The following is a 20,253-nucleotide window of genomic DNA, read 5'->3' as shown; positions in this document are numbered from 1 at the left end:
GGGCGAATTGCACAAGATTGGTGATTGTCCCGATTTGCTGGCGGGTTATTTTGGCGTCTTATACGCCCCTAGCTGACTTAGCCGTTAGCTCGCTGCCAAGCGGCTCTCGAGGGAATGACCTCTGACATGGCACGCTTCGTGCATTACCTTGCGCACAGGGCGCAGGTTTCGTCGGACGGAAGAGCAGAAACGCCGCTGCCGGCCAACCGGACGCCCCCACCCGGCACTCGACGATCGAGTGCTTGAAGAGTGCGCGGCGCAGGGCAGCGCACCGGAGTTAGCTTCGCTGAGGTGAGGACATGATGCTGTTCGACGATTTGAGAGATAACGAGTGGGCGCTGGTCGAAGGTCTGTTTTGCTCGGAACCCGCACGGAGTGAGCGGCGCGGCCGCCCCCGCGTGGAAGCCCGCTCGGTGGTGAATGCCGTGCTGTGGGTGCTGTCGACAGGTGAAGGCTGGTCGAAGCTGCCGGGCCGCTATCCGTCGCCGCCGACTTGCCGCCGTCGCTTCGACGAATGGCAGGCCGACGGCACGCTCGCCGAAATCGTGAAGCGACTCGGCACGAGCGGCCGGCAGATCTCCCTGCGCGGACGCATCGGCGCAAGCGCGGCGAAGCCGCCTGCCCCGCCGAGCCGCGACCGGCTGCGCGGCGCCTTCTGGACCAATCCGGAATCCTGGCGCGCGCCCGTCAAGATGGCGTAACGAATGCTCGATCGGGCGGCTTCGGCCGCCCGGTTTCTTTTCGCGACGCGGTTTGTTCGCGGTGCCTGCGTTGCCGACGATTACCGTTGTCGTGCCGCGATACATCTATTTACTAATATTTACAGCAAGCCTGCACTCCCGCGCTTACCTTAGCGACATATCAACAGGCCGCAGCGACGGCTTGAAGGGAGCCCCCGCCATGAAACCAATGTCACTGCTCGTCGCATGCGGCATTGTCATTTCCGTGGCGTTGTCCGCTCCCGCCCATGCCGACGATCGCGCGAAGCCGCCCCATCGTCAGCAGGATCACCGGAACACGCTCCGCCAGCCACCGCCCGCCAATTCGTCCAGCCAGCAGACCGTGCCGCGCGGCGACCTGCGCGGCGACATCGCCAGCAACGCGCGAGCGCGCATCGGCTCGCAGCCGTCGGACGGACCGCGCCATCCGTAGTCGTGCCGGTTTCAGGATTCGCCAAAGAAAATGCCGGCGACAGGGAACTGCGCCGGATGTGACGAGTCACAACGTTGCCATGAGCACAGCGTGGCAACAGCATAAGTATCCGGTACGCCCGTATCTTCGCGATACGGGCTTTTTTTTGAACGTCGCCGCCCGCATGCGTACCATGCGGGCGGCGGGATGACCGGCTGCTACAGGCGGCTTTCGAGAATCGCCACGGCACTCGCTTCGCTCAATGCGTAGTCGGCCATGCGGCGATCAGTCCAGGAAAGTAATTTCTCGTCGCGCTCGAGGCGCGAGAATTCGGCTCGACCGGTTTCGGTCAGCACGGCAATGTCGACCGGTGCATGAAAACCGGGCGCGGGGGCGACGGTTTTCTGCCTGACCGTGTCCATCAGCCCGAGCGAACGGAGATACTCGAACACACCCGGGCGGCGTGCCCACGGTACCTGGCGGTACTGCACTCGTCTCAATGCGTCGAGCACCGCTTCGTTGGAATACGTGGCCATCTCGATTCTTTCTTAAAGTGCAGCGACAATGCGAAGCGGTGTGCCGGGCGGGGTCTCCGCCCGCCGCTACCGCCACCGATTCTGGAGGCCGACGTTCGGCATCGCGTCAGGGCCGGATCGTCAGCCGTCCATAAAAAGACACCATACCCCAATCAAATTGATTCTGTTCGATTCATTTGTACTTCTCTTCATCTGTTTCATGCTCTGTCGCAAGCTGCGGCGAATCATCCTGATCGCCGCCGTTGCGCTGTTCTGGCTGCTCGCGACAGGCTGGCTCGCCGCGCCGCTGATCGCCTGGACCGAGGCCGGCGTCATACCCGTCGAACACCCGGACATGCACGGGCGCACCACGCTGATTCTCATCGGCGCCGGAACGCGACGCACCGACACCGGGCTGCGGCCACCACCCGACGGCGCCGCCCGCATCCACAAGGTCGCGGCGCTCTACCGCGTCTGCCGCCAGCAGGCCGAGCGGTGCACCGTGGTGATGTCGGGCGGCGACCCGCAGCATCACGGCGACACCGAGGCGGCTGTCTACGGGCGCCAACTCGTCGCCGAAGGTGTCGCTCCCGCCGACCTCGTGCTGGAACCGGCCAGCCGCACAACCTACGAAAATGCGAAATTCACTGCGTCTATACTACGCTCACAGTATGACGACGCGCGCATTCTCGTTACTTCGTCGTATCAGATGCGTCGCGCGCTGCTCGATTTCCGCCGTTTCGGGATCGACCCGCAGCCCGTTTATGCGAATCGCCGTCGCGCGCAGACGGGCTGGTTGCCGCGCTGGCGCAATCTGGCCGACGCCGAGCAGGCGCTGCACGAACTGGTCGGCATCGCGCAGTTTCATGTCTATCGACGGCTCGGGTGGTTTTGATGGCCGCGTAAAACCGGGGTGGAAATGACGGCGGCGACGACGATGGCACGCGCGTGACGCAGTATGCGAAGTGTTGCGCGACTTCAACGGGGCCTTGCGTCGCGCCACGATCCGATGCACATTGATCCGTCACTTTTGTTACACTCGACACGCACTCGATTTCAGTCGCCAGACAAAACGGCAACACTCGGGTTCATCACCACTTAGCGGAGGTAAAGCAATGAAGAAGACGTCCCTGGCTATCCTGGTAGCGATGTCGGCGCTGACTGGCGCAGCGTATGCGCAAGAGAGCACGGAAATCAAGACGATTACCGATCCGGCGAAGATCTCCGAGATCGAGCAACGCGCACAGGCGCTGCAGCAGCAGCAAGCGGCCGAAGCCGCCCAGCCGGCGATGCAGGAAGAGCATCACCACGGCAAGAAGGCTGCTCACCACAAGGCTGCCGCGAAGAAGGCCGGCAAGAAGGCTGCCAAGGCCGCAGACGCCGCCAGCCAGTAAGTTCGGCTGCACCGCACAAGCGAAGAGCCGAATCCGGGCAACCGGGTTCGGCTTTTTTGGTTGCGGCGCCCGCGCGCTGTGCTAAAGTCGCGCACCGAAATTTTCCACCCGTGCGCACCCCGGTGCGGAGGACAGCATGAGCAACATTCAACTCGACATCGAGTGGACCGAAGCCGCCACTCGCCAGATCAAGCAACTGATGCCCCGCGGCTCGGCCGACGCGTTCCTCGCGCTGCCGCCGATCGAGTGCCTGCCGATGGAGGGCGACGTGCTGTTCCTCGGCCCGCAGGGCAAGCAGCAACCGTTCATCGTCGCCGAGCGCCAGTACCATCACGACGGCGACGCCGACTGGACGATCATCCTGATACTCGACGTCCCCAACACGTCGCACTGACGCACCCCGCGACCGGCACGTCCGGTCGCCTCGCCCCGCTCAGACGAGCTTCGACAGCACGCGGATTTCGGAGCGCTCGATCCAGTCCGCGGCCGCTTCGCGATAAGCGAGAATATGCGCGGAACGCGCATGCGCAGCCAGCGCTTCCTCGCTCTCCCACCGCTCGACGAATACGAACCGCGCAGGCTCCTTCAAGTCCCGATGCAGGTCGTACTGCAATGCCCCTGCCTCGTTGCGGGTCGGCTCGACGATTCCTTCGAGCTGGGCACGCAACTGCTCCTCCGCGCCCGGCTTCGCCACGATCAGCGCCACGACTGCGATTTCCGCCATTCCCGCCCCCTCATCTCGAAAAGTACGAGAATACGCGCATCACGCATCGGCTGCGTCGGCGCGGCACCGCCGGAGGCCCCAAAAAAATAGCCCGCGCTTCAGAGAAGCGCGGGCGAAACCGTCGCCCTACGAGGATAGGCGACGGGGCCATCGGGATCCGCACGCCGGCGCGCGGATCATCATCAGTTGCGCCGACGCTTGTCGCGTCGGCATTCGAATACGTCGATACCGTTGATCGAGCGCTTGCGGCGCTCCCCCGGTATCTGACGCCATCCTCCCTGCATCAACCATTCCAACATATAAAGCAGGTTGCGTGCCAGCCATGGATATCCAGACACCCCTTTGATTTATAACGACAATTTTTTGATCATCGACAATGTGACACGTGATCTGCCGCCGTAACGCGCGGATGTTACGTAACGTCACGAGGAGGGACGAATCGCCGACCCACACACGCGGGACGGCGAGCGACCAAGAAAAAGCCCGCCATGTGGCGGGCTTTTTCTTGGTGCGGAGAACCGGCGAAAATCAGCGGAGCTGATTCACGAGCAGCCCCATGATCTGGCGAGCGGGCGACGACGTGTCGATCGCACCCGCATCGTCGACGACCGCGACACGCGTCTGGTCTGCGGTAAGCGCCTTCACGTTGACACGGTACTGCTTCGCCTGCTTTTCCTTCTTGCCGTGGAACAGTTGGCTCCAGAAGCCCTGCTCGGCTGAACTCAGATCCTTCGGATCGACATAGCGCACGAAATACAGGCCCTTCGAGCGATCGCGATCGTCGACCGTGAAGTTCGCGCGATCGAGCGCGAGACCGACATGTAGCCAGGACCGGTCGTACGGCTCGCCAAGCGTGACTTCCGACGGCACGGCGGCGTCGGCCATATCGTTGCCTTGCGCCGACGTGCGGCTGACGTTCTGCGCGGCAATCGCAGCCGCTGCCTTCGACGATGCGTCGGTGTCGGCCTTCTTGTCCTTCGGTACCGTGTTGTCCTTGATGTTCGCGATCGGCGGCTCGCCGTTCTTCGCGCGCTGCTCGTTCTGGGCGAGGACGGCCATCAACCGCTTCAGGTATTCGGTCTCGAGCGCCGGATCGTTCGGCTTCGGTTCCCACTTGCTCGAATCGTTGTTCGCGCCCGTGATCGCCTCGCGCATGCCCTTCTGGCTGATGAACACATAGGTGCCGCCGTTCGGCGCCGAATCGAGGCGCGTACGGTACTTGTTACGCTCGGCCGTCACGTACGAGTTGCCCATCGCCTTCGAGATCACGCTGCGGATCAGGCCATCGTTGATCTGCGGATGGGTTTCGTTCCAGTCGGTTTCCATCACGCCCTTGTCGCGCTGGTCGACGACGAGCAGGAAGCCCTGCTCCTGCCAGAAACGCCGAACCTGCGGCCAGACGTCGGCCGGTTGCTTGCCGTCGATCACGAGCCAGCTCTCGGTACCGTCGCGCTGGATATGCATGCCGGCCACGGCCGGAGCGACCGTGTCCAGCGCGGGCGCCGCCTGCTGGACCTGCTGAAGCGCGGACAGGGATGTCGCGCCGCCCTGGGGCGGCAGCGAACGCTGATCGGCCGTCTCGTCCAGCATGTTGGGCGGCACTGCGAGCGACGCTTCCTTCGATTTCGAATCGCTCTTGTAGTCCACTTTCGTGGGCGACGACGTACCGCAACCGGCAACGAGCGCGCCGGTGGCGAGCACTGCAGCGAACCGCATGGTAAGACGAAGATCAGTCATGTTCGGGGAATCCTCTTCCGCTAAATCACGGCGCTTTCCGTGGATCAACCTTGCATTTTACCGGGGCCGCGCCGCGATGTGCAAAAAAGCGACGGGCAAGAAAAAACCCGCGTCAGCCTGATGCTGACGCGGGTTCTTGTCTGGTCGGGGCGAGAGGATTTGAACCTCCGACCACCTGCACCCCATGCAGGTACGCTACCAGGCTGCGCTACGCCCCGAAAGAAAAAAATTATAACAGACAGTTTTCCGATTTAGAACGGGTCGCATGCATTTTGTGACTATTCTTGTGAAGTTTTTTAGCGTGACGGGTGATCGCCGCCCACGCTCGCACCCAGTACGTCGACTTCCCTTGAGAGCCACGACGCTTCCCCGTGATGGCGACTGTGCTTTAGGTCGATACAGCCGTTGCCGCCGATCTTGCCTCGCCGCTGCCGCCCCTCCTACACCGGCCACCCGCATTCCCCCCTAGTCGAAAAGGACGATGGCCGCTGCGCCGCGAATCGCTACCGTGCGGTTACCCCGCGCGAAATCGATGCGCGCGGGCGAACCGTCCGACTGCATGCCGATCGATCCGGCCCGCCCGGCTTTGCCGCGTCGCGCGTGATACGGCGGGCGGCCCGGTCACCGCCGCGGTCGCGACGTCTCGTAACCGTCTCCGTCTAAGGGCATTGAATGCATCAGAAAAACGAAATTTCCCGTCGACATTTTCTCCGGCTGGGCGCCGGCACGATAGGCGTGGCGCTGGGAAGCGCGTCGCTGCTGTCGGCATGCGGAGGCGACTCGATGTCGGTCGCACCGGTCACGACGCCGCGGCTGAGTTCCGCATCGAATTTTCGCGACACGGCCGGTCCGGACGGAACCGGCTACGTGACGACGAGCGGCGCGAAGATGAAGAAAGGCGTGATCTATCGCTCATCGGCGCTCGCGTTGTCCTCCGCAGACGTCGCCACCGTCGACACACTCGGCATCAGGCAGGTCTGCGACCTGCGCACGCCCGCCGAGATCAAGACGCAACCGGATGTGCCGCTGACCGGCGCCACCTGGCAAAACCTCAACGTGCTCGGAGCCGCCAGCATCGATCCGATCCCGACCACCGGCGCAACCGCGACGGCATTCATGTCGAGCATGTATCGCGCGTTCGTCACGTCGGACACCGCGCATGCCAGCTATCACGCACTCTTCACCGGCTTCGCCGCCTCCGGCGACAACCTGGTTTTCCACTGCACGGCCGGCAAGGACCGTACCGGCTGGGCGACAGTCGTTCTGCACACGATCCTAGGTGTTTCCGAACAGACGATACTCGCCGACTACCTGCTGACCAACGTCTACAGCGCATCGGAAATCGCCGCCTCGGTCGCGCAAGCGCAAAAAGCCGGCGGGCAAAATGCGGCAGCCATGATGACCGCGCTGCAAGGTGCGCACGCCGACTATCTGCTGGCGGCATTCGATCAGGTCACCGCGTCGTACGGCTCGATGACGTCGTATATCGCGAACGGCCTGCAACTCGACCACGCGGCGCTCGACGCAATCCGGCAGCACATGCTGGTGTGACGAGCCCTGAGCCGCCGCGGCGGGGCCGGATCGCATCCGCACTTCGATCGCGGCGGCCGCCGCCCCTCTCATCCGGCGAAACCCTTGCCGGCCAAGGCGCGCGCGGATTTCCCCTGCGTCGACGGAAGCCGCCAACGACCGCCCGCGCAAACCAAACGACCGTTTGATCCGGCCGCCCGACCACCCCGAATCCATTGTCCCGCAGCACGTCGGGCCGCCCCGCCCGGGCGCCCGTTGTTTGGTAACGCCGCTCTAGCGCGCTATGCCACACTGCACGGCATCGACGCTCGCGCCGTGCAGTGGCGCGCGCCGCCGTCGATCACGACAAGACATGGAGACAGACGATGCGGAATGCGGTCCGGCGCGGCCATCGCTCGCCTTTGGCAATTTTCTACTGGATTTTCGGCCTGCCACGCGCGGGCCGCCCCCTCTCGCGCCGGACATCCCGCGTGTTCGGCTGCAGCGCGCTGGCGCTCGCGCTGCTGTGTGCCGGTTGCGCGGAATCGTCCGCGCAGCGCGACGGCAACACGTCGATCGCGTCGACGAAGATCGAACGCACCAAGGCCGAACGCCTCGCCCGCGAGCAGCAGTTCGCCCGCACCGTGCCGTCGCTCGCATCGATCAGCCTCACGCAACCGCGCCCGTTCACGCTGCGCGACTCCGGCCAGAACGGCGCGATGACGTTCCTGCGCGACGTCGATTTCCGCATCGTCAACAACCTCGGCTTCTTCATCCATCAGCTGTCGGCCACGCTCGTGCCGACGCAGGCCGGCGCGCCGATCGTGTTCGACGACCCGACGAGTTTCGAGATCGACGTGCACGAAGGCACGGTCACGCTCGACAATGCGAAGCTGACCGCCCTCTTCGATACCTACATCTTCGGCTACCGCAACGCGCCGCTGCGCAAGCTCGCCGTGTCGGCCGGCGACGGCGTGATTCACCTGCAAGGCGAGATGCAGCGCGACGGCTGGGTGCCGTTCTCGCTGACCGGCACGCTCACGATCCGCGACGGCAGCCAACTGGTATTCCATCCGACCGGCGTGCGCGTATCGGGCATCAACGCGCAGCCGGTGATGCGCGCGGCCAACGTGAAAATGGCCGACCTGCTGAAAGTCCAGACGCCGATCGCGCAACTCGTCGGCGACGATCTCGTGATGTCGGTCGACAAGCTGATGCCGCCGCCGCGCCTGAAACTCACGATCACCGCGCTGCACGTGAGCCCGGGCGGCCTCGACCTGACGCTCGACGACGGTACGCATGCCGGCTTCGCGATGCCCGCGAATGCGCCGCAGCAGGCCATGTACATTCGCGGCGGCGACGTGAAGTTCATGCGCTCGATGCCGATGAACGCGGACATCCTGATCGGCCCGGTCGATCCCGCGAAGCGCGACCAGACTTTCGTGTTCGACCTGTATCACTATCGCGACCAGGTATCGGCCGGCTACTTCAATTTCGACGAAAGCGGCGCGATGGCGATCCGGATGCCTTCGTACGCGGGCCCCGCCGGCGGCACGCCGCTCGGCAACGCAACCGCGCGCCTGAACGACAGCTTCCTTGCCGCGCAGCAGAACGCGCTGCACGACATGCGCCAGCACTGGGAAGCCGCCGCGCTCGCGGCGAATGCCGCTCACCCCGGCATGCAGAAGGTCGCGATCCGGCGCACGTCGGCTACACCGTTCAACGAACGGCATGTGTCGAACCGGAACCCGACGATCCATCTGCGCAACGTCGACTTCAACCTGTCCGGGGATATCGGCTTTCACGTCGAGGATCTCGACGTGGAGCTCGTATCGAAGCGGCCCGGCGAACCCGTCGACCTCGACGACCCGAACCAGTACGACATCCGCATACTCGGCGGCACGGTCGTCGAGTCGTGGAAAGCGATGTCCGCGCTCTTCAACAACTATCTGCTCGATTACTCGCCGCGTTCGCTCAACGACTTGCAACTGAGCGCGGACGGCACGAACCTGCGCGTCCAGGGCGGCATCAAGCTGTGGAACCACGTGCCGCCGGGCGTCTGGCTGCCGACCGACATGAAGGGCACGCTGTCGGTGCTCGACGACCGCCACCTCGCGTTCAAACCGTCCCAGGTGTCGGTGCTCGGGATTCCGCAGGCGAAGCTGCTGCGTTCGCTCGGCATCGAACTCGCGTCGCTGACGCCGTTGCAGCGTCGCGGCGCGGAATTGCGCGGCGATACGCTCGTGCTCGACCAGTACACGGTGTTCCCGCCGCCCGTGCTGAACGGCAAGCTCGGGCAGGCAACGGTCGAACGCGACGGGCTGCGTCTCACGTTCAGGCGTCAGGCCGGTACGCCCGCGCCGCAACGGCCGCAGATCAATGCGCCGAGCTACATGTGGATGGAAGGCGGCGACATGAAGATGTTCAACGTACTCGAACTGAACGTGCGTGCGTTGATCCAGAATTCGGCCGAGGCCGGCCCGATGCGTTTCGACCTGTACGGCTACCGCAGCCAGGTCGCGCAAGGTTCGGTGCGGATGCTGCCGGACGGCACGCTGGTCGTCGACATGGGGCAAAAGAATCCGCTCGCGTCGCGTTGACGCGCATGCGTGACAGGCATGAAAAAAGCCCGGTGGCGGATCGCCAACCGGGCTTTCATTTCATCCTTCGCGCGTCGCGCTCAGTCGCGCTTCAGTCCGTCGATCACGTCGAGCAGCGCCTGCCGCAACGCCGTGACGTCGACGGCAGCGCCCGACTTGCCCGGCGCGCGTGCATCGGCGGCCTGCGCCTCATGCTCGACGAGTGCGTGCGCCGCCGCACCGCGCTCGCCACCCGGTGAATCCAGCCGGTTGCGCGCGCCGTTGATCGTGAACCCCTGCTCGTACAACAACTCGCGAATCCGCCGGATCAGCAGCACTTCGTGGTGCTGGTAGTACCGACGATTGCCGCGCCGCTTCACCGGCCGCAGTTGAGTAAATTCCTGTTCCCAATAACGCAGCACATGCGGCTTGACCCCGCACAGCTCGCTGACTTCACCGATCGTGAAGTAGCGCTTCGCGGGAATCGGAGGCAAAACGACTTTCTCAACCGTGGTGGTCATCGTCGGTTAACCGTCGGTAAAGGGTGCGCGGCGGCCGCGCGGGGGCGTCAGCGCGCGGGGCTTACTCCGCGCCGTTTTCGACCAGCGCCTTCAGCTTCTGGCTCGCGTGGAAGGTTACCACCCGGCGGGCCGCGATCGGAATCGCCTCGCCCGTCTTCGGATTGCGGCCCGGACGCTGCGGCTTGTCGCGCAACTGGAAATTGCCGAACCCCGACAGCTTGACGCTTTCGCCGTTTTCGAGCGCGTCGCGGATCACTTCGAAAAACGCCTCGACCATGTCCTTCGCTTCACGCTTGTTCAGCCCGACGCTGTCGAACAGCAGCTCCGCCAGTTCCGCCTTCGTCAGCGTGGGCGCCTCGGTGGACGCCGGCGCCGAAGCGTCGCGGTTCATGGCGCTGCGTTGCGCCGTCAGGAGGGCTTCGAATTCACTCGAGGTCATGTCGTTCATATCTGCCATACAGCGCGTTGAATCAAAACTTTCGATGGGAAAAAGCCGCCCGCGAACGGGCGGACCCTCTCCTTAGCCGCGCAGACGCGCACCGGCACGAGCCATCCGTCCGACCAGCGTCTGGATCGCCTGATCGACGACCTCGTCCTGCAGCGTGCCAGCCGCGTCCTGCAGCGTCACGCGGAAGGCAAGGCTCTTCTCGTGCGCGGCAAGACCACCGGAAGTATTTGATTTTGCACGAAATTCATCGAAGAGTACAACCTTCTGAACGAATCGGCAGGCCTCTTCGGCAAGCGCCTTCTTCATTTCGTCGAAAAGTGCCTGAACCTCGACCGCCTGATCGACGACAACGGCGATATCGCGACGGACCGGCGGGAATTTCGACACGTCGGTCGGCGCCGGCAGCGCACGCGCGATCAGCGCGTCCGCGTCGACTTCGAACATCACCGGCGCCTGCGGCAGCTCGTACTTCTGCATCAGGCGCGGGTGCAGCTCGCCGATCCAGCCGACCGTACGGCCATCGACTTCGATGCGTGCGCTGCGGCCCGGATGAAGGGCCGGATGCTCCGCCTTCACGAAGCGTGCGGCGGCAGGCGCGAGCAGCGCTTCGAGATCGCCCTTCACGTCGAAGAAATCGACCGCACGGGTCGCCACACCCCACTGCTCGTCGAGCGCCGGACCATAGGCGAGCGCACCGACACGCTTCGGCTGCACGTAGCCTTCGACCGTCAGCTCGCCGGCCTTCGCCGATGCATCGGCGAGGAACACACGACCGGCCTCGAACACGCGCACGCGATCGGCGCGACGGTTCAGGTTGTGGCGCAGCACCGAAATCAGGCTGCCGAACAGCGTCGTGCGCATCACCGACAGCTGGCTCGCGATCGGATTCAGCAGGCGGATCGGCTGGTCGTTGCCCGCGAAATCCTGTTCCCACTCCGCATCGACGAAGCTGAAGTTGACGGTTTCCGCATAGTCGCGCGCGGCGAGCGCGTGACGGATGTCGTGGATCGAGCGCCGCGTCTCGTGGGTCGCGCGCATTTCGCTCGTCGCGACCGGCGGACGCGCCGGGATCTTCTCGAACCCGTAGATGCGCGCCACTTCCTCGATCAGATCTTCCTCGATCTCGATGTCGAAGCGATGCGACGGCGGCGTGACGAGGAATGCGTCGTCTTCACGCTCGAACGGCAGGCCGAGGCGCGTGAAGATGCTGGCGATCTCGTCGGCGCCGATCTGCACGCCGATGATGCGGTTCGCGCGCGACACACGCATCTTCACCGGCGCGCGCCGCGGCAGGTTCACGGCCTGATCGTCGACCGGGCCGGCCTTGCCGCCGCAGATCTCGAGAATCAGTTGCGTGATGCGCTCGACGTGCTCGACGGTCGTCGCGTAGTCGACGCCGCGCTCGAAGCGATGGGCCGCGTCGGTCGAGAAGTTGTACTTGCGCGCGCGGCCGCGGATGCTGTCCGGCCACCAGAACGCGGCTTCCAGGTAGATGTTGGTCGTATCGAGCGTGACGGCCGTGCTGTCGCCGCCCATGATGCCGGCCAGGCTTTCCACCTGACGATCGTCCGCAATCACGCCGACCGTTTCGTCGAGTTCGACCGTGTTGCCGTTGAGCAGCTTCAGCGTTTCGCCGCGCTTGCCCCAGCGCACCTCGATGCCGCCGTGGATCTTGTCCAGATCGAACACGTGCGACGGGCGGCCGAGCTCGAACATCACGTAGTTCGAGATGTCGACGAGCGCCGACACGCTGCGCTGGCCCGAACGCTCGAGGCGCTCGACCATCCACTGCGGCGTCTTTGCATGCGCGTTCACGCCGCGGATCACGCGACCCGAGAAGCGGCCGCACAGATCGGGCGCGGCGATGCGCACCGGCAGCGTTTCGTCGAGTTCGACGCGCACCGGCCGGATGTCGACCGGCGTCAACGACGCACCGGTGATCGCGGCCGTCTCGCGTGCGATGCCGAACACGGACAGGCAGTCGGCCTTGTTCGGCGTCAGCTTGATTTCGAAGATCGTGTCGTCGAGATTGAGCGTGTCGCGGATGTCCTGGCCGATCGGCGTGTCTTCCGGCAGGATCAGCAGGCCGCTGTGATCGTCCGACAGCTTCAGCTCGCGCGCCGAGCACAGCATCCCCTGGCTCTCCACGCCGCGCAGCTTCGACAGCTTGATCGCGAACGGCTTGCCGCCCTCTTCCGCCGGCGGGAGTTCCGCGCCGACCAGCGCGACCGGCACCTTGATGCCGGGCGCCACGTTCGGCGCGCCGCAGACGATGTTCAGCGTCGTGCCGGTGCCGGCGTCGACCTGACAGACATTGAGCTTGTCCGCATCCGGATGCTTGACGACTTCGAGCACGCGGCCGACGACGATCTTCGACGTCGGCGGCGCAGCCTTGCTCAGCGATTCGACTTCGAGCCCCGCCATCGTCAGCGCGTGCGACAGTTCGTCCGTCGTCAGCTGCGGGTCGACAAAGGTTCTCAACCAGGATTCAGGGAATTGCATGGATGTCTACGTTCGAAACAGGTTAGATCGACGCCCGGGCCCCGTCGGATCGTTCGTCGGGGCATGCGCGGGCACAGGTCGGCGCGCGGCGTTACGCGAACTGGCGCAGGAAACGCAGGTCGTTCTCGAAGAACAGCCGGAGATCCTGGACGCCGTAGCGCAGCATCGTCAGGCGCTCGAGGCCGCTGCCGAACGCGAAGCCGATGTAGCGCTCGGGATCGAGGCCCATGTTGCGAATCACGGTCGGATGCACCTGCCCCGAGCCGGAGATCTCGAGCCACTTGCCGGCGTTCTTGCCTTGCTCGAACATCATGTCGATCTCGGCCGACGGTTCCGTGAACGGGAAGTACGACGGACGGAAGCGCACGAGGATGTCGTCGCGCTCGAAGAATTTTTTCAGGAAGTCGGTATAGACGCCCTTGAGATCGGCGAAGCTGATGTTTTCGTCGATCCACAGCCCCTCGACCTGATTGAACATCGGCGAGTGGGTCGCATCGCTGTCGACGCGATACGTGCGGCCCGGCGCGATCACCTTGATCGGCGGACGGTTCATGCGCGCGTAACGCACCTGCATCGGGCTCGTGTGCGTGCGCAGCAGCAGCTGGCGGCCGTCGGCATCCTTGCCTTCCACGTAGAAGGTGTCCTGCATCGAACGCGCCGGATGGTTCTCCGGGCTGTTCAGCGACGTGAAGTTGTACCAGTCGGTCTCGATTTCGGGGCCGTCGGCCACATCGAAACCGATCGAGCCGAAAATCTGTTCGACACGCTCCCACGTGCGCATCACGGGGTGCAGGCTGCCTGCACCGGCGCCGCGGCCCGGCAACGTCACGTCGATCGATTCTGCGGCGAGGCGCTGGTTCAGCAGCGCGTCGGCCAGTGCCTGACGGCGTGCGGTCAGCGCGGCTTCAACCTGCTGTTTCGCGACGTTGATGCGTGCACCTTCGGTCTTGCGTGCTTCGGGATCGAGCTTGCCGAGGCCCTTCAGCAACTCGGTCAGCGCACCCGACTTGCCGAGAAATCGTGCTTTCTCGTTTTCGAGCGTGGTGATGTCGGCAGCCTGTTCGAAGGACTGCTGCGCGTCGGCGACAATCTGGTCCAGATCCATAGATCCCATCATTTCCAACGTCATTCGGTCTTGGCGAGCGAAATCGCACACCAAACAAAAAAGGGGCTCGGAAGAGCCCCGTTTTCGCTGCAGCGGCCGAGATTACCGGAACATCGCTGCAACTAACCACGCAGTGCTAATTTCGCAATTAGGCTGCAACGGCGGCTTTCACCTGCTTGACGATCGCAGCAAAAGCAGCCTTGTCGAACACCGCCATGTCGGCCAGCACCTTACGGTCGAGTTCGATCGACGCCTTCTTCAGGCCGTTGATGAACACGCTGTAGGTCATGTCGTGCTGGCGAACTGCCGCGTTGATACGCGTGATCCACAGTGCGCGGAACACACGCTTCTTGTTGCGGCGATCGCGGTACGCGTACTGACCAGCGCGCATCACCGCCTGCTTGGCGATGCGGTAGACGTTATTGCGGCGGCCGCGATAACCCTTGGCCAGGTTGATGATCTTCTTGTGGCGGGCCCGTGCGGTTACCCCACGTTTGACTCGAGGCATGTTTCTCTCCTTGGAGTATCAGTTGAGGGGTTACGCGAACGGGAGCATCGCGCGGACGGAGTTCAGATCGGAATCATGAACTGCCGTGGCGCCGCGCAGATGGCGCTTGTTCTTCGTGGTTTTCTTGGTCAGGATGTGGCGCTTGAAGGCTTGACCGCGCTTGACGGTACCGCCCGGACGCACCACGAAGCGCTTTGCAGCGCTCTTCTTGGTCTTCATCTTAGGCATGACGAACAACTCCAGTTTATTAGATGGCGATGGGTGTGCGGTTGGCTTGCGCCCTTGACCCGCCCTTCGAAACCCAGTCCACTTGTGTACGGCGGGCCGCTTGCGCAGCCGCCGTCATTGTTGGCGCGCCGCCCTGACCGGGCAACGCGCCGAACCACTGCGAACCTGCGCGCCAAGCGCGCGGGCCCGTTACTTCTTTTTCTTCGGCGAGAGCACCATGATCATCTGGCGCCCTTCCATCTTCGGCATCTGCTCGACCTGGCCGACTTCCTCGAGATCCGTGCGCAGACGCTCGAGCATCCGCATACCGATTTCCTGGTGAGCCATTTCGCGGCCACGGAAACGCAACGTGATCTTCGTCTTGTCGCCTTCTTCGAGGAAGCGGACGAGGTTGCGCAGCTTGACGTTGTAATCACCGTCATCGGTACCCGGGCGGAACTTGACTTCCTTGACCTGGATGACCTTCTGCTTCAGCTTCGCTTCGTGCTGCTTCTTCGATTCCTGGTACTTGAACTTGCCGTAATCCATCAGACGGCAAACCGGCGGCACCGCTTGCGGCGCGATTTCCACCAGGTCAACATCCAGTTCTTCCGATTTACGGAAAGCATCAGCGAGTTTTACGATACCGAGCGGTTCGTTCTCGATCCCGACCAGGCGCACTTCCGGCGCAGTGATTTCACCGTTGATGCGGTGCGACGACTTATCAGTAGCGATGTTACGTTTCCTCTAAAAATTAAAAAAACGAGCCGCGCTGCCAGGGCGGTTACTTGAACGAGCGCAGGTCTTCCTGCAGACGCTCAACGAAGGCTTCGACCGGCATCACGCCAAGATCGACGCCGCCACGGGCACGCACGGCTACCGTTTGCGCATCACGCTCCTTATCGCCCACGACGAGGAGATAAGGCACCTTTTCCAGCGTGTGCTCGCGTATTTTATAGCTAATCTTCTCGTTGCGCAAATCGGCCGTCACTCTAACCCCTTGTTTTTGCAACGTTTGGGCCAGAGATTGCGCATATTCGGCCTGACTTTCGGCGATATTGAGCACAACTGCCTGGAACGGCGCGAGCCAGGCCGGCATCGCACCGGCGTGGTGCTCGATCAAAATGCCGAGGAAACGCTCCATCGAACCGACGATTGCACGGTGCAGCATCACCGGCCGGCGGCGGCTGTTGTCCTCCGCCACGTACTCGGCGCCGAGGCGCTCCGGCAGCACCATGTCGAGCTGCAGCGTGCCGCACTGCCACGAGCGGCCGAGTGCGTCCTTGATGTGGTACTCGATCTTCGGGCCGTAGAACGCGCCCTCACCCGGCAATTCCTCCCAGGTGAGGCCGCAGGCCGTCAACGCGTCGCGCAGGCCCTGCTCGGCACGATCCCACGTCTCGTCCGTACCCGCGCGCTGATCCGGGCGCAGCGACAGCTTGATGTCGATGTGCTCGAAGCCGAAGTCCTTGTACACGCTCATGGCCAGCGTGTTGAACGCGATCGATTCCGAGATGAACTGCTCTTCCGTACAGAAGATGTGCGCATCGTCCTGCACGAAGCCGCGCACGCGCATCAGGCCGTGCAGCGCGCCCGACGCCTCGTTGCGGTGGCACGAGCCGAATTCCGCGTAACGCAGCGGCAGATCGCGGTACGAACGCAGCCCGTGCTTGAACACCTGGACGTGGCCCGGGCAGTTCATCGGCTTGATCGCGTAGTCGCGCTTCTCCGACTCCGTCGTGAACATGTTCTCGCGGTAGTTCTGCCAGTGGCCCGACGCTTCCCACAGCGAGCGGTCCATGATCATCGGCGTCTTGATCTCGAGGTAGCCGGCTTCGTTCACGCGGCGGCGCATGTACTGCTCGACCTGCTGCCACAGCGCCCAGCCCTTCGGATGCCAGAACACCATGCCCGGCGACTCTTCCTGCATGTGGAACAGGTCGAGCTGCTTGCCGAGCTTGCGGTGATCGCGCTTTTCCGCTTCCTCGAGCATGTGCAGGTACTGGTCCTGGTCTTCCTTCCTGGTCCAGGCCGTGCCGTAGATGCGCTGCAGCTGCTCGTTCTTCGAATCGCCGCGCCAGTACGCGCCCGCGACCTTCATCAGCTTGAAGACCTTCAGCTTGCCGGTGGACGGCACGTGCGGGCCGCGGCACAGATCGGTGAAGCCGCCGTGCGAATACAGCTTGATTTCGTCGCTTTGCGGAATCGATTCGATGATCTCGGCCTTGTACTTCTCGCCGATGCTGCGGAAGTAGCCCGCCGCTTCGTCGCGCGACACGACACGACGCGTCACCGGCTCGTCCTTCTTCACGAGCTCCTGCATGCGCTTTTCGATCTTCTCCAGATCTTCGGGCGTGAACGGCCGGTTATACGAGAAGTCGTAATAGAAGCCGTTGTCGATCACCGGGCCGATCGTCACCTGCGCGTCCGGATACAGCTCCTTCACCGCGTACGCAAGCAAGTGCGCGGTCGAGTGACGGATGATGTCGAGGCCGTCGGTGTCCTTGTCGGTCACGATCGCAAGCGACGCGTCGCGGTCGATCACAGTCGACGTATCGACGAGCTCGCCGTCGAGCTTGCCGCCAAGCGCAGCTTTCGCAAGACCGGGACCGATCGAGGCTGCAACCTCGGCAACTGTCACCGGATGCTCGTATTGTCGAACTGAGCCGTCAGGCAAGCGTATCGAAACCATAGCAATCTCCGTGATGCCGACAGTGGGCGGCAGACCAGGTACGCGATCAAAAAATCACGCGGGAAAATTTCGCGACAAAAAAAATGCGGCCCCGCTTTCGAGGGGCCGCATTCGATACTTCACTCAAACTGAAAGGGCGAAAGGGTTCCTCGACTAGCGTCGCTCCGAAAAGGTTTCGGTCAACGTTCGCGGTGTCATAACCGTATTCGCCTTGTTCGCGTTGAATTATTTACTGCATCGAACGCCCGGAGACCGGACATTCTCAATTCGTTGGTAGGCTCGATTGGACTCGAACCAACGACCCCCACCATGTCAAGGTGGTGCTCTAACCAGCTGAGCTACGAGCCTAGTGAAGCTAAGATTATATGGAGCCGCTACCCGTTTGGCAAGAGTTTTATGCAGTTGCAGCAAAATAACGGTGTTCCAACCCCACATCAGGCCTTCCGCCCCGCCCGCACGACGCCCTGCACCTCGCCGAGCAGCGTGCATGCGCGCTGCACCTGCGCCGAGTTCGACACCTCGACCGTGAACTGCATGAATGCCGCGTTGCGGCGGCTCTGCGTCTTCACGCCCACCACGTTCATCTTCTCGCGCGCGAACACTTCGGAGATGTCGCGCAGCAACCCTTGCCGGTCGCTCGCCTCGATCATCAGGTCGACCGGATAGACGGACGCCCCGCGGCCGCCGAGCACGTCGGCCGACCAGGTCGTCTGGAGCACGCGCTCCGGCGCGCGCTCGACCATCCGGCGAAACGTCGGGCAATCGGTGCGGTGGATCGACATCCCCTTGCCGCGCGTGACGAAGCCGCTGATCGGGTCGGGCGGCGCCGGACGGCAGCAGCGCGCGAGCTGGGTCAGCAGCGCGTCGACGCCCACGACCAGCACACCGGTCGACGCGCCGTGCGCGACGCTTGCGCCGCTGCCGCGCTTCTCGAAATCGGCAGGCGCTTCGGGCGCCGGTTCGGGCGGCGGCGCATCGGACAGCGCGTGCTCGACGTTGCGCAGGCTGAACTCTTCCTTGCCGACGACCGAGAACAGCTCCTCGGGCGACTTGAAGCCGAGCTTCGCGGCGAGGTTGTCGAGGTTGACCGACGTCTTGCCCTCGCGTTGCAGCGTCTTTTCGACGAGTGCGCGGCCATGCGCGACATTTTCTTCCTGCTCGATCGAGTTGAACCACGCACGCACCTTCTGACGCGCGCGCGGGCTCTTCATGTAGCCCAACTGCAGGTTCAGCCAGTCGCGCGACGGCCCGCCCTCCTTCACCGCGATGATCTCGACCGTCTGGCCATTCGAAAGCGGTGTGTTGAGCGGCACCATCGCGCCGTCGACGCGTGCGCCCCGGCAGCGATGGCCGAGTTCGCTGTGCAGGTGGTACGCGAAATCGACCGGCGTCGCGCCCTGCGGCAGCGCGATCACGCGCGCCTGCGGCGTCAGCACGTAGATGTGGTCGTCGTCGAGCGACGTTTCGCGCAGTTGTGCCCACGCCTTGTCGCCCGACTTTTCCGCGCCGTCCTCGACGTCGTCCTTCCACGCGAGCAGCTGGCGCAGCCACGCGATCTTCTCGTCGTACTTGTCGCTCGCCGAAAACTGGCCGCCGTAGCCGCGCGCACCGGCCTCCTTGTAGCGCCAGTGCGCGGCGACGCCGTACTCGGCGAAACGGTGCATCTCCTGCGTGCGGATCTGCACTTCGAACGCGCGGCCGTCGTCGCCGATCACGACCGTGTGCAGCGACTTGTAGCCGTTCGGCTTCGGCCGCGAGATGTAGTCGTCGAATTCCTTCGGCACCGGCTGCCACAGGTGATGCACGATACCGAGCACCGTGTAGCAATCCTTGATGTCCGGCACGATCACGCGAAACGCGCGCACGTCGTACAGCTCGGAGAAGTCGAGCTCCTTGCCGCGCATCTTGCGCCAGATGCTGTAGATGTGCTTCGGCCGGCCGCTCACGTCAGCCTGGATGTGCGCGTCCGCCAGCTCCTGCTGCAACCGGTCGATCGCCTGCTTGACGTACGCTTCGCGCTCGATGCGTTTCTCGTCGAGCAGCTTCGCGATCCGTTTGTAGGTGACGGGATCCTCGAAGCGGAACGCGAGATCCTCGAGCTCCCACTTCAGTTGCCAGATGCCGAGACGGTTCGCGAGCGGCGCGTAGATCTCGAGCGTCTCGCGCGCGACGTCGGGCGGCGGGTCGATCTTCGCGGCCGCATAGTAGCGCAGCGACTGCAGGCGCGACGCGAGCCGGATCAGCACCACGCGGATGTCCTGCGCGAACGCAAGCAGCATCTTGCGCAGCGCCTCGATCTGCGTACGCCGCTCTTCGGCCGCGTCGCGCCCGACGTCGGGCACCGCGTTGTGCGCCGCGCGCAGGCTGACGGTGCCGAGCCGCAACAGCTTGCGCACGTCGGCCACGAGACGCGCCACCTCTTCGCCGAAGCGTTCGGCGAGTTCGCGCTCGGGGTCGTTCAGGTGCGGCGTCAGCACGAACAGCGCGGCCGCCTGCATCGCGGGCGGATCGACGTTCAGCGTGCGCATGATCGACGCCGTGCCCGCCGAGTGATCGGCCAGCAGTTCGCCCGACGACAGGCGCACGTCGCCGGCCCGCTCGCGCACGAACGCGAGCACGTCGTCGAACGATGGCGCCGCGACGGAGGAAGCGGAAACGGACTCGGTCATCGCACGGTCTGG

General features: G+C 63.9%; 18 protein-coding genes, 2 tRNA genes and 1 pseudogene. 7 read left to right on the top strand and 14 right to left on the bottom strand.

Annotated elements, in window-relative coordinates; all coding sequences use genetic code 11:
• Nucleotides 1-302 precede the first annotated feature (302 nt).
• Nucleotides 303-698, top strand: a pseudogene (locus WJ16_RS07230) (transposase); the annotation flags it as partial.
• A gap of 202 nt (nucleotides 699-900) precedes the next feature.
• Nucleotides 901-1,152 carry a hypothetical protein gene (locus WJ16_RS07225; RefSeq protein ID WP_069256469.1) on the top strand — a complete coding sequence of 84 codons (252 nt, stop codon included), beginning with the start codon at nucleotides 901-903 and terminating at the stop codon, nucleotides 1,150-1,152.
• Between the two features lie 197 nt (nucleotides 1,153-1,349).
• On the opposite strand, the gene WJ16_RS07220 is transcribed toward WJ16_RS07225, so the two are convergent.
• A complete protein-coding gene (locus WJ16_RS07220; protein WP_048020764.1) occupies nucleotides 1,350-1,667 on the bottom strand; it encodes a hypothetical protein in 318 nt (105 codons plus the stop codon).
• Nucleotides 1,668-1,824: 157 nt separating this feature from the next.
• Here WJ16_RS07220 and WJ16_RS07215 point away from each other — a divergent pair, with 157 nt between their 5' ends.
• The 3 genes from WJ16_RS07215 (at nucleotide 1,825) to WJ16_RS07205 (ending at nucleotide 3,434) form a co-directional block, all read left to right on the top strand.
• Nucleotides 1,825-2,541: a YdcF family protein gene (locus WJ16_RS07215; RefSeq protein WP_069256468.1), complete on the top strand. Its 717-nt coding sequence runs from the start codon at nucleotides 1,825-1,827 to the stop codon at nucleotides 2,539-2,541.
• Between the two features lie 220 nt (nucleotides 2,542-2,761).
• Nucleotides 2,762-3,040, top strand: coding sequence for a hypothetical protein (locus WJ16_RS07210; protein WP_011351789.1), 279 nt, complete (start codon nucleotides 2,762-2,764; stop codon nucleotides 3,038-3,040).
• Nucleotides 3,041-3,176: 136 nt separating this feature from the next.
• Entirely contained in the window at nucleotides 3,177-3,434 is a 258-nt protein-coding gene (locus tag WJ16_RS07205; RefSeq protein ID WP_021162409.1) for a hypothetical protein, read from the top strand.
• A gap of 39 nt (nucleotides 3,435-3,473) precedes the next feature.
• Here WJ16_RS07205 and WJ16_RS07200 read toward each other — a convergent pair whose 3' ends face one another.
• The 3 genes from WJ16_RS07200 to WJ16_RS07190 all read right to left on the bottom strand — a co-directional run bounded on the left by WJ16_RS07200 (nucleotide 3,474) and on the right by WJ16_RS07190 (nucleotide 5,719).
• Nucleotides 3,474-3,764: a putative quinol monooxygenase gene (locus WJ16_RS07200; protein ID WP_069256467.1), complete on the bottom strand. Its 291-nt coding sequence runs from the start codon at nucleotides 3,762-3,764 to the stop codon at nucleotides 3,474-3,476.
• A gap of 528 nt (nucleotides 3,765-4,292) precedes the next feature.
• The gene (gene bamC / locus WJ16_RS07195) at nucleotides 4,293-5,501 is read right to left on the bottom strand and encodes an outer membrane protein assembly factor BamC (RefSeq protein ID WP_069256466.1); all 1,209 of its coding nucleotides are present in this window, start codon (nucleotides 5,499-5,501) and stop codon (nucleotides 4,293-4,295) included.
• A 141-nt stretch (nucleotides 5,502-5,642) separates the two neighbouring features.
• Nucleotides 5,643-5,719, bottom strand: a tRNA-Pro gene (locus WJ16_RS07190).
• A gap of 565 nt (nucleotides 5,720-6,284) precedes the next feature.
• On the opposite strand from WJ16_RS07190, the gene WJ16_RS07185 reads away from it, so the two are divergent.
• On the top strand, nucleotides 6,285-7,052 hold the full coding sequence (locus WJ16_RS07185; RefSeq protein ID WP_236858191.1) for a tyrosine-protein phosphatase: 768 nt from the start codon (nucleotides 6,285-6,287) through the stop codon (nucleotides 7,050-7,052).
• 344 nt (nucleotides 7,053-7,396) lie between these two features.
• A complete protein-coding gene (locus WJ16_RS07180) occupies nucleotides 7,397-9,610 on the top strand; it encodes a hypothetical protein (protein ID WP_069257986.1) in 2,214 nt (737 codons plus the stop codon).
• Between the two features lie 80 nt (nucleotides 9,611-9,690).
• Here the strand turns inward: WJ16_RS07180 and WJ16_RS07175 are convergent, their stop codons facing one another.
• The 10 genes from WJ16_RS07175 to WJ16_RS07130 all read right to left on the bottom strand — a co-directional run bounded on the left by WJ16_RS07175 (nucleotide 9,691) and on the right by WJ16_RS07130 (nucleotide 20,241).
• The gene (locus WJ16_RS07175; RefSeq protein ID WP_069256464.1) at nucleotides 9,691-10,110 is read right to left on the bottom strand and encodes a MerR family transcriptional regulator; all 420 of its coding nucleotides are present in this window, start codon (nucleotides 10,108-10,110) and stop codon (nucleotides 9,691-9,693) included.
• Nucleotides 10,111-10,171: 61 nt separating this feature from the next.
• The gene (locus tag WJ16_RS07170) at nucleotides 10,172-10,558 is read right to left on the bottom strand and encodes an integration host factor subunit alpha (RefSeq protein ID WP_069256463.1); all 387 of its coding nucleotides are present in this window, start codon (nucleotides 10,556-10,558) and stop codon (nucleotides 10,172-10,174) included.
• Between the two features lie 72 nt (nucleotides 10,559-10,630).
• Complete coding sequence (pheT, locus tag WJ16_RS07165) at nucleotides 10,631-13,060, bottom strand: phenylalanine--tRNA ligase subunit beta (RefSeq protein ID WP_069256462.1); 2,430 nt, start codon at nucleotides 13,058-13,060, stop codon at nucleotides 10,631-10,633.
• A gap of 91 nt (nucleotides 13,061-13,151) precedes the next feature.
• Entirely contained in the window at nucleotides 13,152-14,165 is a 1,014-nt protein-coding gene (gene pheS, locus WJ16_RS07160) for a phenylalanine--tRNA ligase subunit alpha (protein ID WP_021162419.1), read from the bottom strand.
• A 148-nt stretch (nucleotides 14,166-14,313) separates the two neighbouring features.
• Nucleotides 14,314-14,673 (bottom strand): 50S ribosomal protein L20, encoded by a 360-nt coding sequence (gene rplT, locus WJ16_RS07155; protein ID WP_004192938.1) that lies wholly within the window; start codon nucleotides 14,671-14,673, stop codon nucleotides 14,314-14,316.
• Nucleotides 14,674-14,703: 30 nt separating this feature from the next.
• Nucleotides 14,704-14,901 carry a 50S ribosomal protein L35 gene (gene rpmI / locus WJ16_RS07150; protein WP_004191477.1) on the bottom strand — a complete coding sequence of 66 codons (198 nt, stop codon included), beginning with the start codon at nucleotides 14,899-14,901 and terminating at the stop codon, nucleotides 14,704-14,706.
• A gap of 189 nt (nucleotides 14,902-15,090) precedes the next feature.
• Nucleotides 15,091-15,615, bottom strand: coding sequence for a translation initiation factor IF-3 (gene infC / locus WJ16_RS07145; protein ID WP_071734130.1), 525 nt, complete (start codon nucleotides 15,613-15,615; stop codon nucleotides 15,091-15,093).
• A 49-nt stretch (nucleotides 15,616-15,664) separates the two neighbouring features.
• On the bottom strand, nucleotides 15,665-17,572 hold the full coding sequence (thrS, locus tag WJ16_RS07140) for a threonine--tRNA ligase (RefSeq protein ID WP_069256461.1): 1,908 nt from the start codon (nucleotides 17,570-17,572) through the stop codon (nucleotides 15,665-15,667).
• Nucleotides 17,573-17,843: 271 nt separating this feature from the next.
• Nucleotides 17,844-17,920 (bottom strand) — tRNA-Val (locus WJ16_RS07135).
• Between the two features lie 86 nt (nucleotides 17,921-18,006).
• Complete coding sequence (locus WJ16_RS07130) at nucleotides 18,007-20,241, bottom strand: RelA/SpoT family protein (protein ID WP_069256460.1); 2,235 nt, start codon at nucleotides 20,239-20,241, stop codon at nucleotides 18,007-18,009.
• Nucleotides 20,242-20,253: the final 12 nt, after the last annotated feature.

The organism is Burkholderia metallica, from assembly GCF_001718555.1.
GTDB lineage: Bacteria > Pseudomonadota > Gammaproteobacteria > Burkholderiales > Burkholderiaceae > Burkholderia > Burkholderia metallica.
The sequence above is the reverse complement of the archived record's forward strand: the minus strand, read 5'-3'. Positions and strand labels throughout refer to the sequence as shown.

What these genes read in the sequence shown, in the direction of transcription:
- WJ16_RS07225 (WP_069256469.1), top strand. Translation starts at nt 901, where the DNA reads ATGAAACCAATGTCACTGCTCGTCGCATGCGGCATTGTCATTTCCGTG.
- WJ16_RS07220 (WP_048020764.1), bottom strand. Translation starts at nt 1,667, where the DNA reads ATGGCCACGTATTCCAACGAAGCGGTGCTCGACGCATTGAGACGAGTG.
- WJ16_RS07210 (WP_011351789.1), top strand. Translation starts at nt 2,762, where the DNA reads ATGAAGAAGACGTCCCTGGCTATCCTGGTAGCGATGTCGGCGCTGACT.
- WJ16_RS07205 (WP_021162409.1), top strand. Translation starts at nt 3,177, where the DNA reads ATGAGCAACATTCAACTCGACATCGAGTGGACCGAAGCCGCCACTCGC.
- WJ16_RS07200 (WP_069256467.1), bottom strand. Translation starts at nt 3,764, where the DNA reads ATGGCGGAAATCGCAGTCGTGGCGCTGATCGTGGCGAAGCCGGGCGCG.
- bamC (WP_069256466.1), bottom strand. Translation starts at nt 5,501, where the DNA reads ATGACTGATCTTCGTCTTACCATGCGGTTCGCTGCAGTGCTCGCCACC.
- WJ16_RS07185 (WP_236858191.1), top strand. Translation starts at nt 6,285, where the DNA reads ATGTCGGTCGCACCGGTCACGACGCCGCGGCTGAGTTCCGCATCGAAT.
- WJ16_RS07180 (WP_069257986.1), top strand. Translation starts at nt 7,397, where the DNA reads ATGCGGAATGCGGTCCGGCGCGGCCATCGCTCGCCTTTGGCAATTTTC.
- WJ16_RS07175 (WP_069256464.1), bottom strand. Translation starts at nt 10,110, where the DNA reads ATGACCACCACGGTTGAGAAAGTCGTTTTGCCTCCGATTCCCGCGAAG.
- WJ16_RS07170 (WP_069256463.1), bottom strand. Translation starts at nt 10,558, where the DNA reads ATGAACGACATGACCTCGAGTGAATTCGAAGCCCTCCTGACGGCGCAA.
- pheT (WP_069256462.1), bottom strand. Translation starts at nt 13,060, where the DNA reads ATGCAATTCCCTGAATCCTGGTTGAGAACCTTTGTCGACCCGCAGCTG.
- pheS (WP_021162419.1), bottom strand. Translation starts at nt 14,165, where the DNA reads ATGGATCTGGACCAGATTGTCGCCGACGCGCAGCAGTCCTTCGAACAG.
- rplT (WP_004192938.1), bottom strand. Translation starts at nt 14,673, where the DNA reads ATGCCTCGAGTCAAACGTGGGGTAACCGCACGGGCCCGCCACAAGAAG.
- rpmI (WP_004191477.1), bottom strand. Translation starts at nt 14,901, where the DNA reads ATGCCTAAGATGAAGACCAAGAAGAGCGCTGCAAAGCGCTTCGTGGTG.
- thrS (WP_069256461.1), bottom strand. Translation starts at nt 17,572, where the DNA reads ATGGTTTCGATACGCTTGCCTGACGGCTCAGTTCGACAATACGAGCAT.
- WJ16_RS07130 (WP_069256460.1), bottom strand. Translation starts at nt 20,241, where the DNA reads ATGACCGAGTCCGTTTCCGCTTCCTCCGTCGCGGCGCCATCGTTCGAC.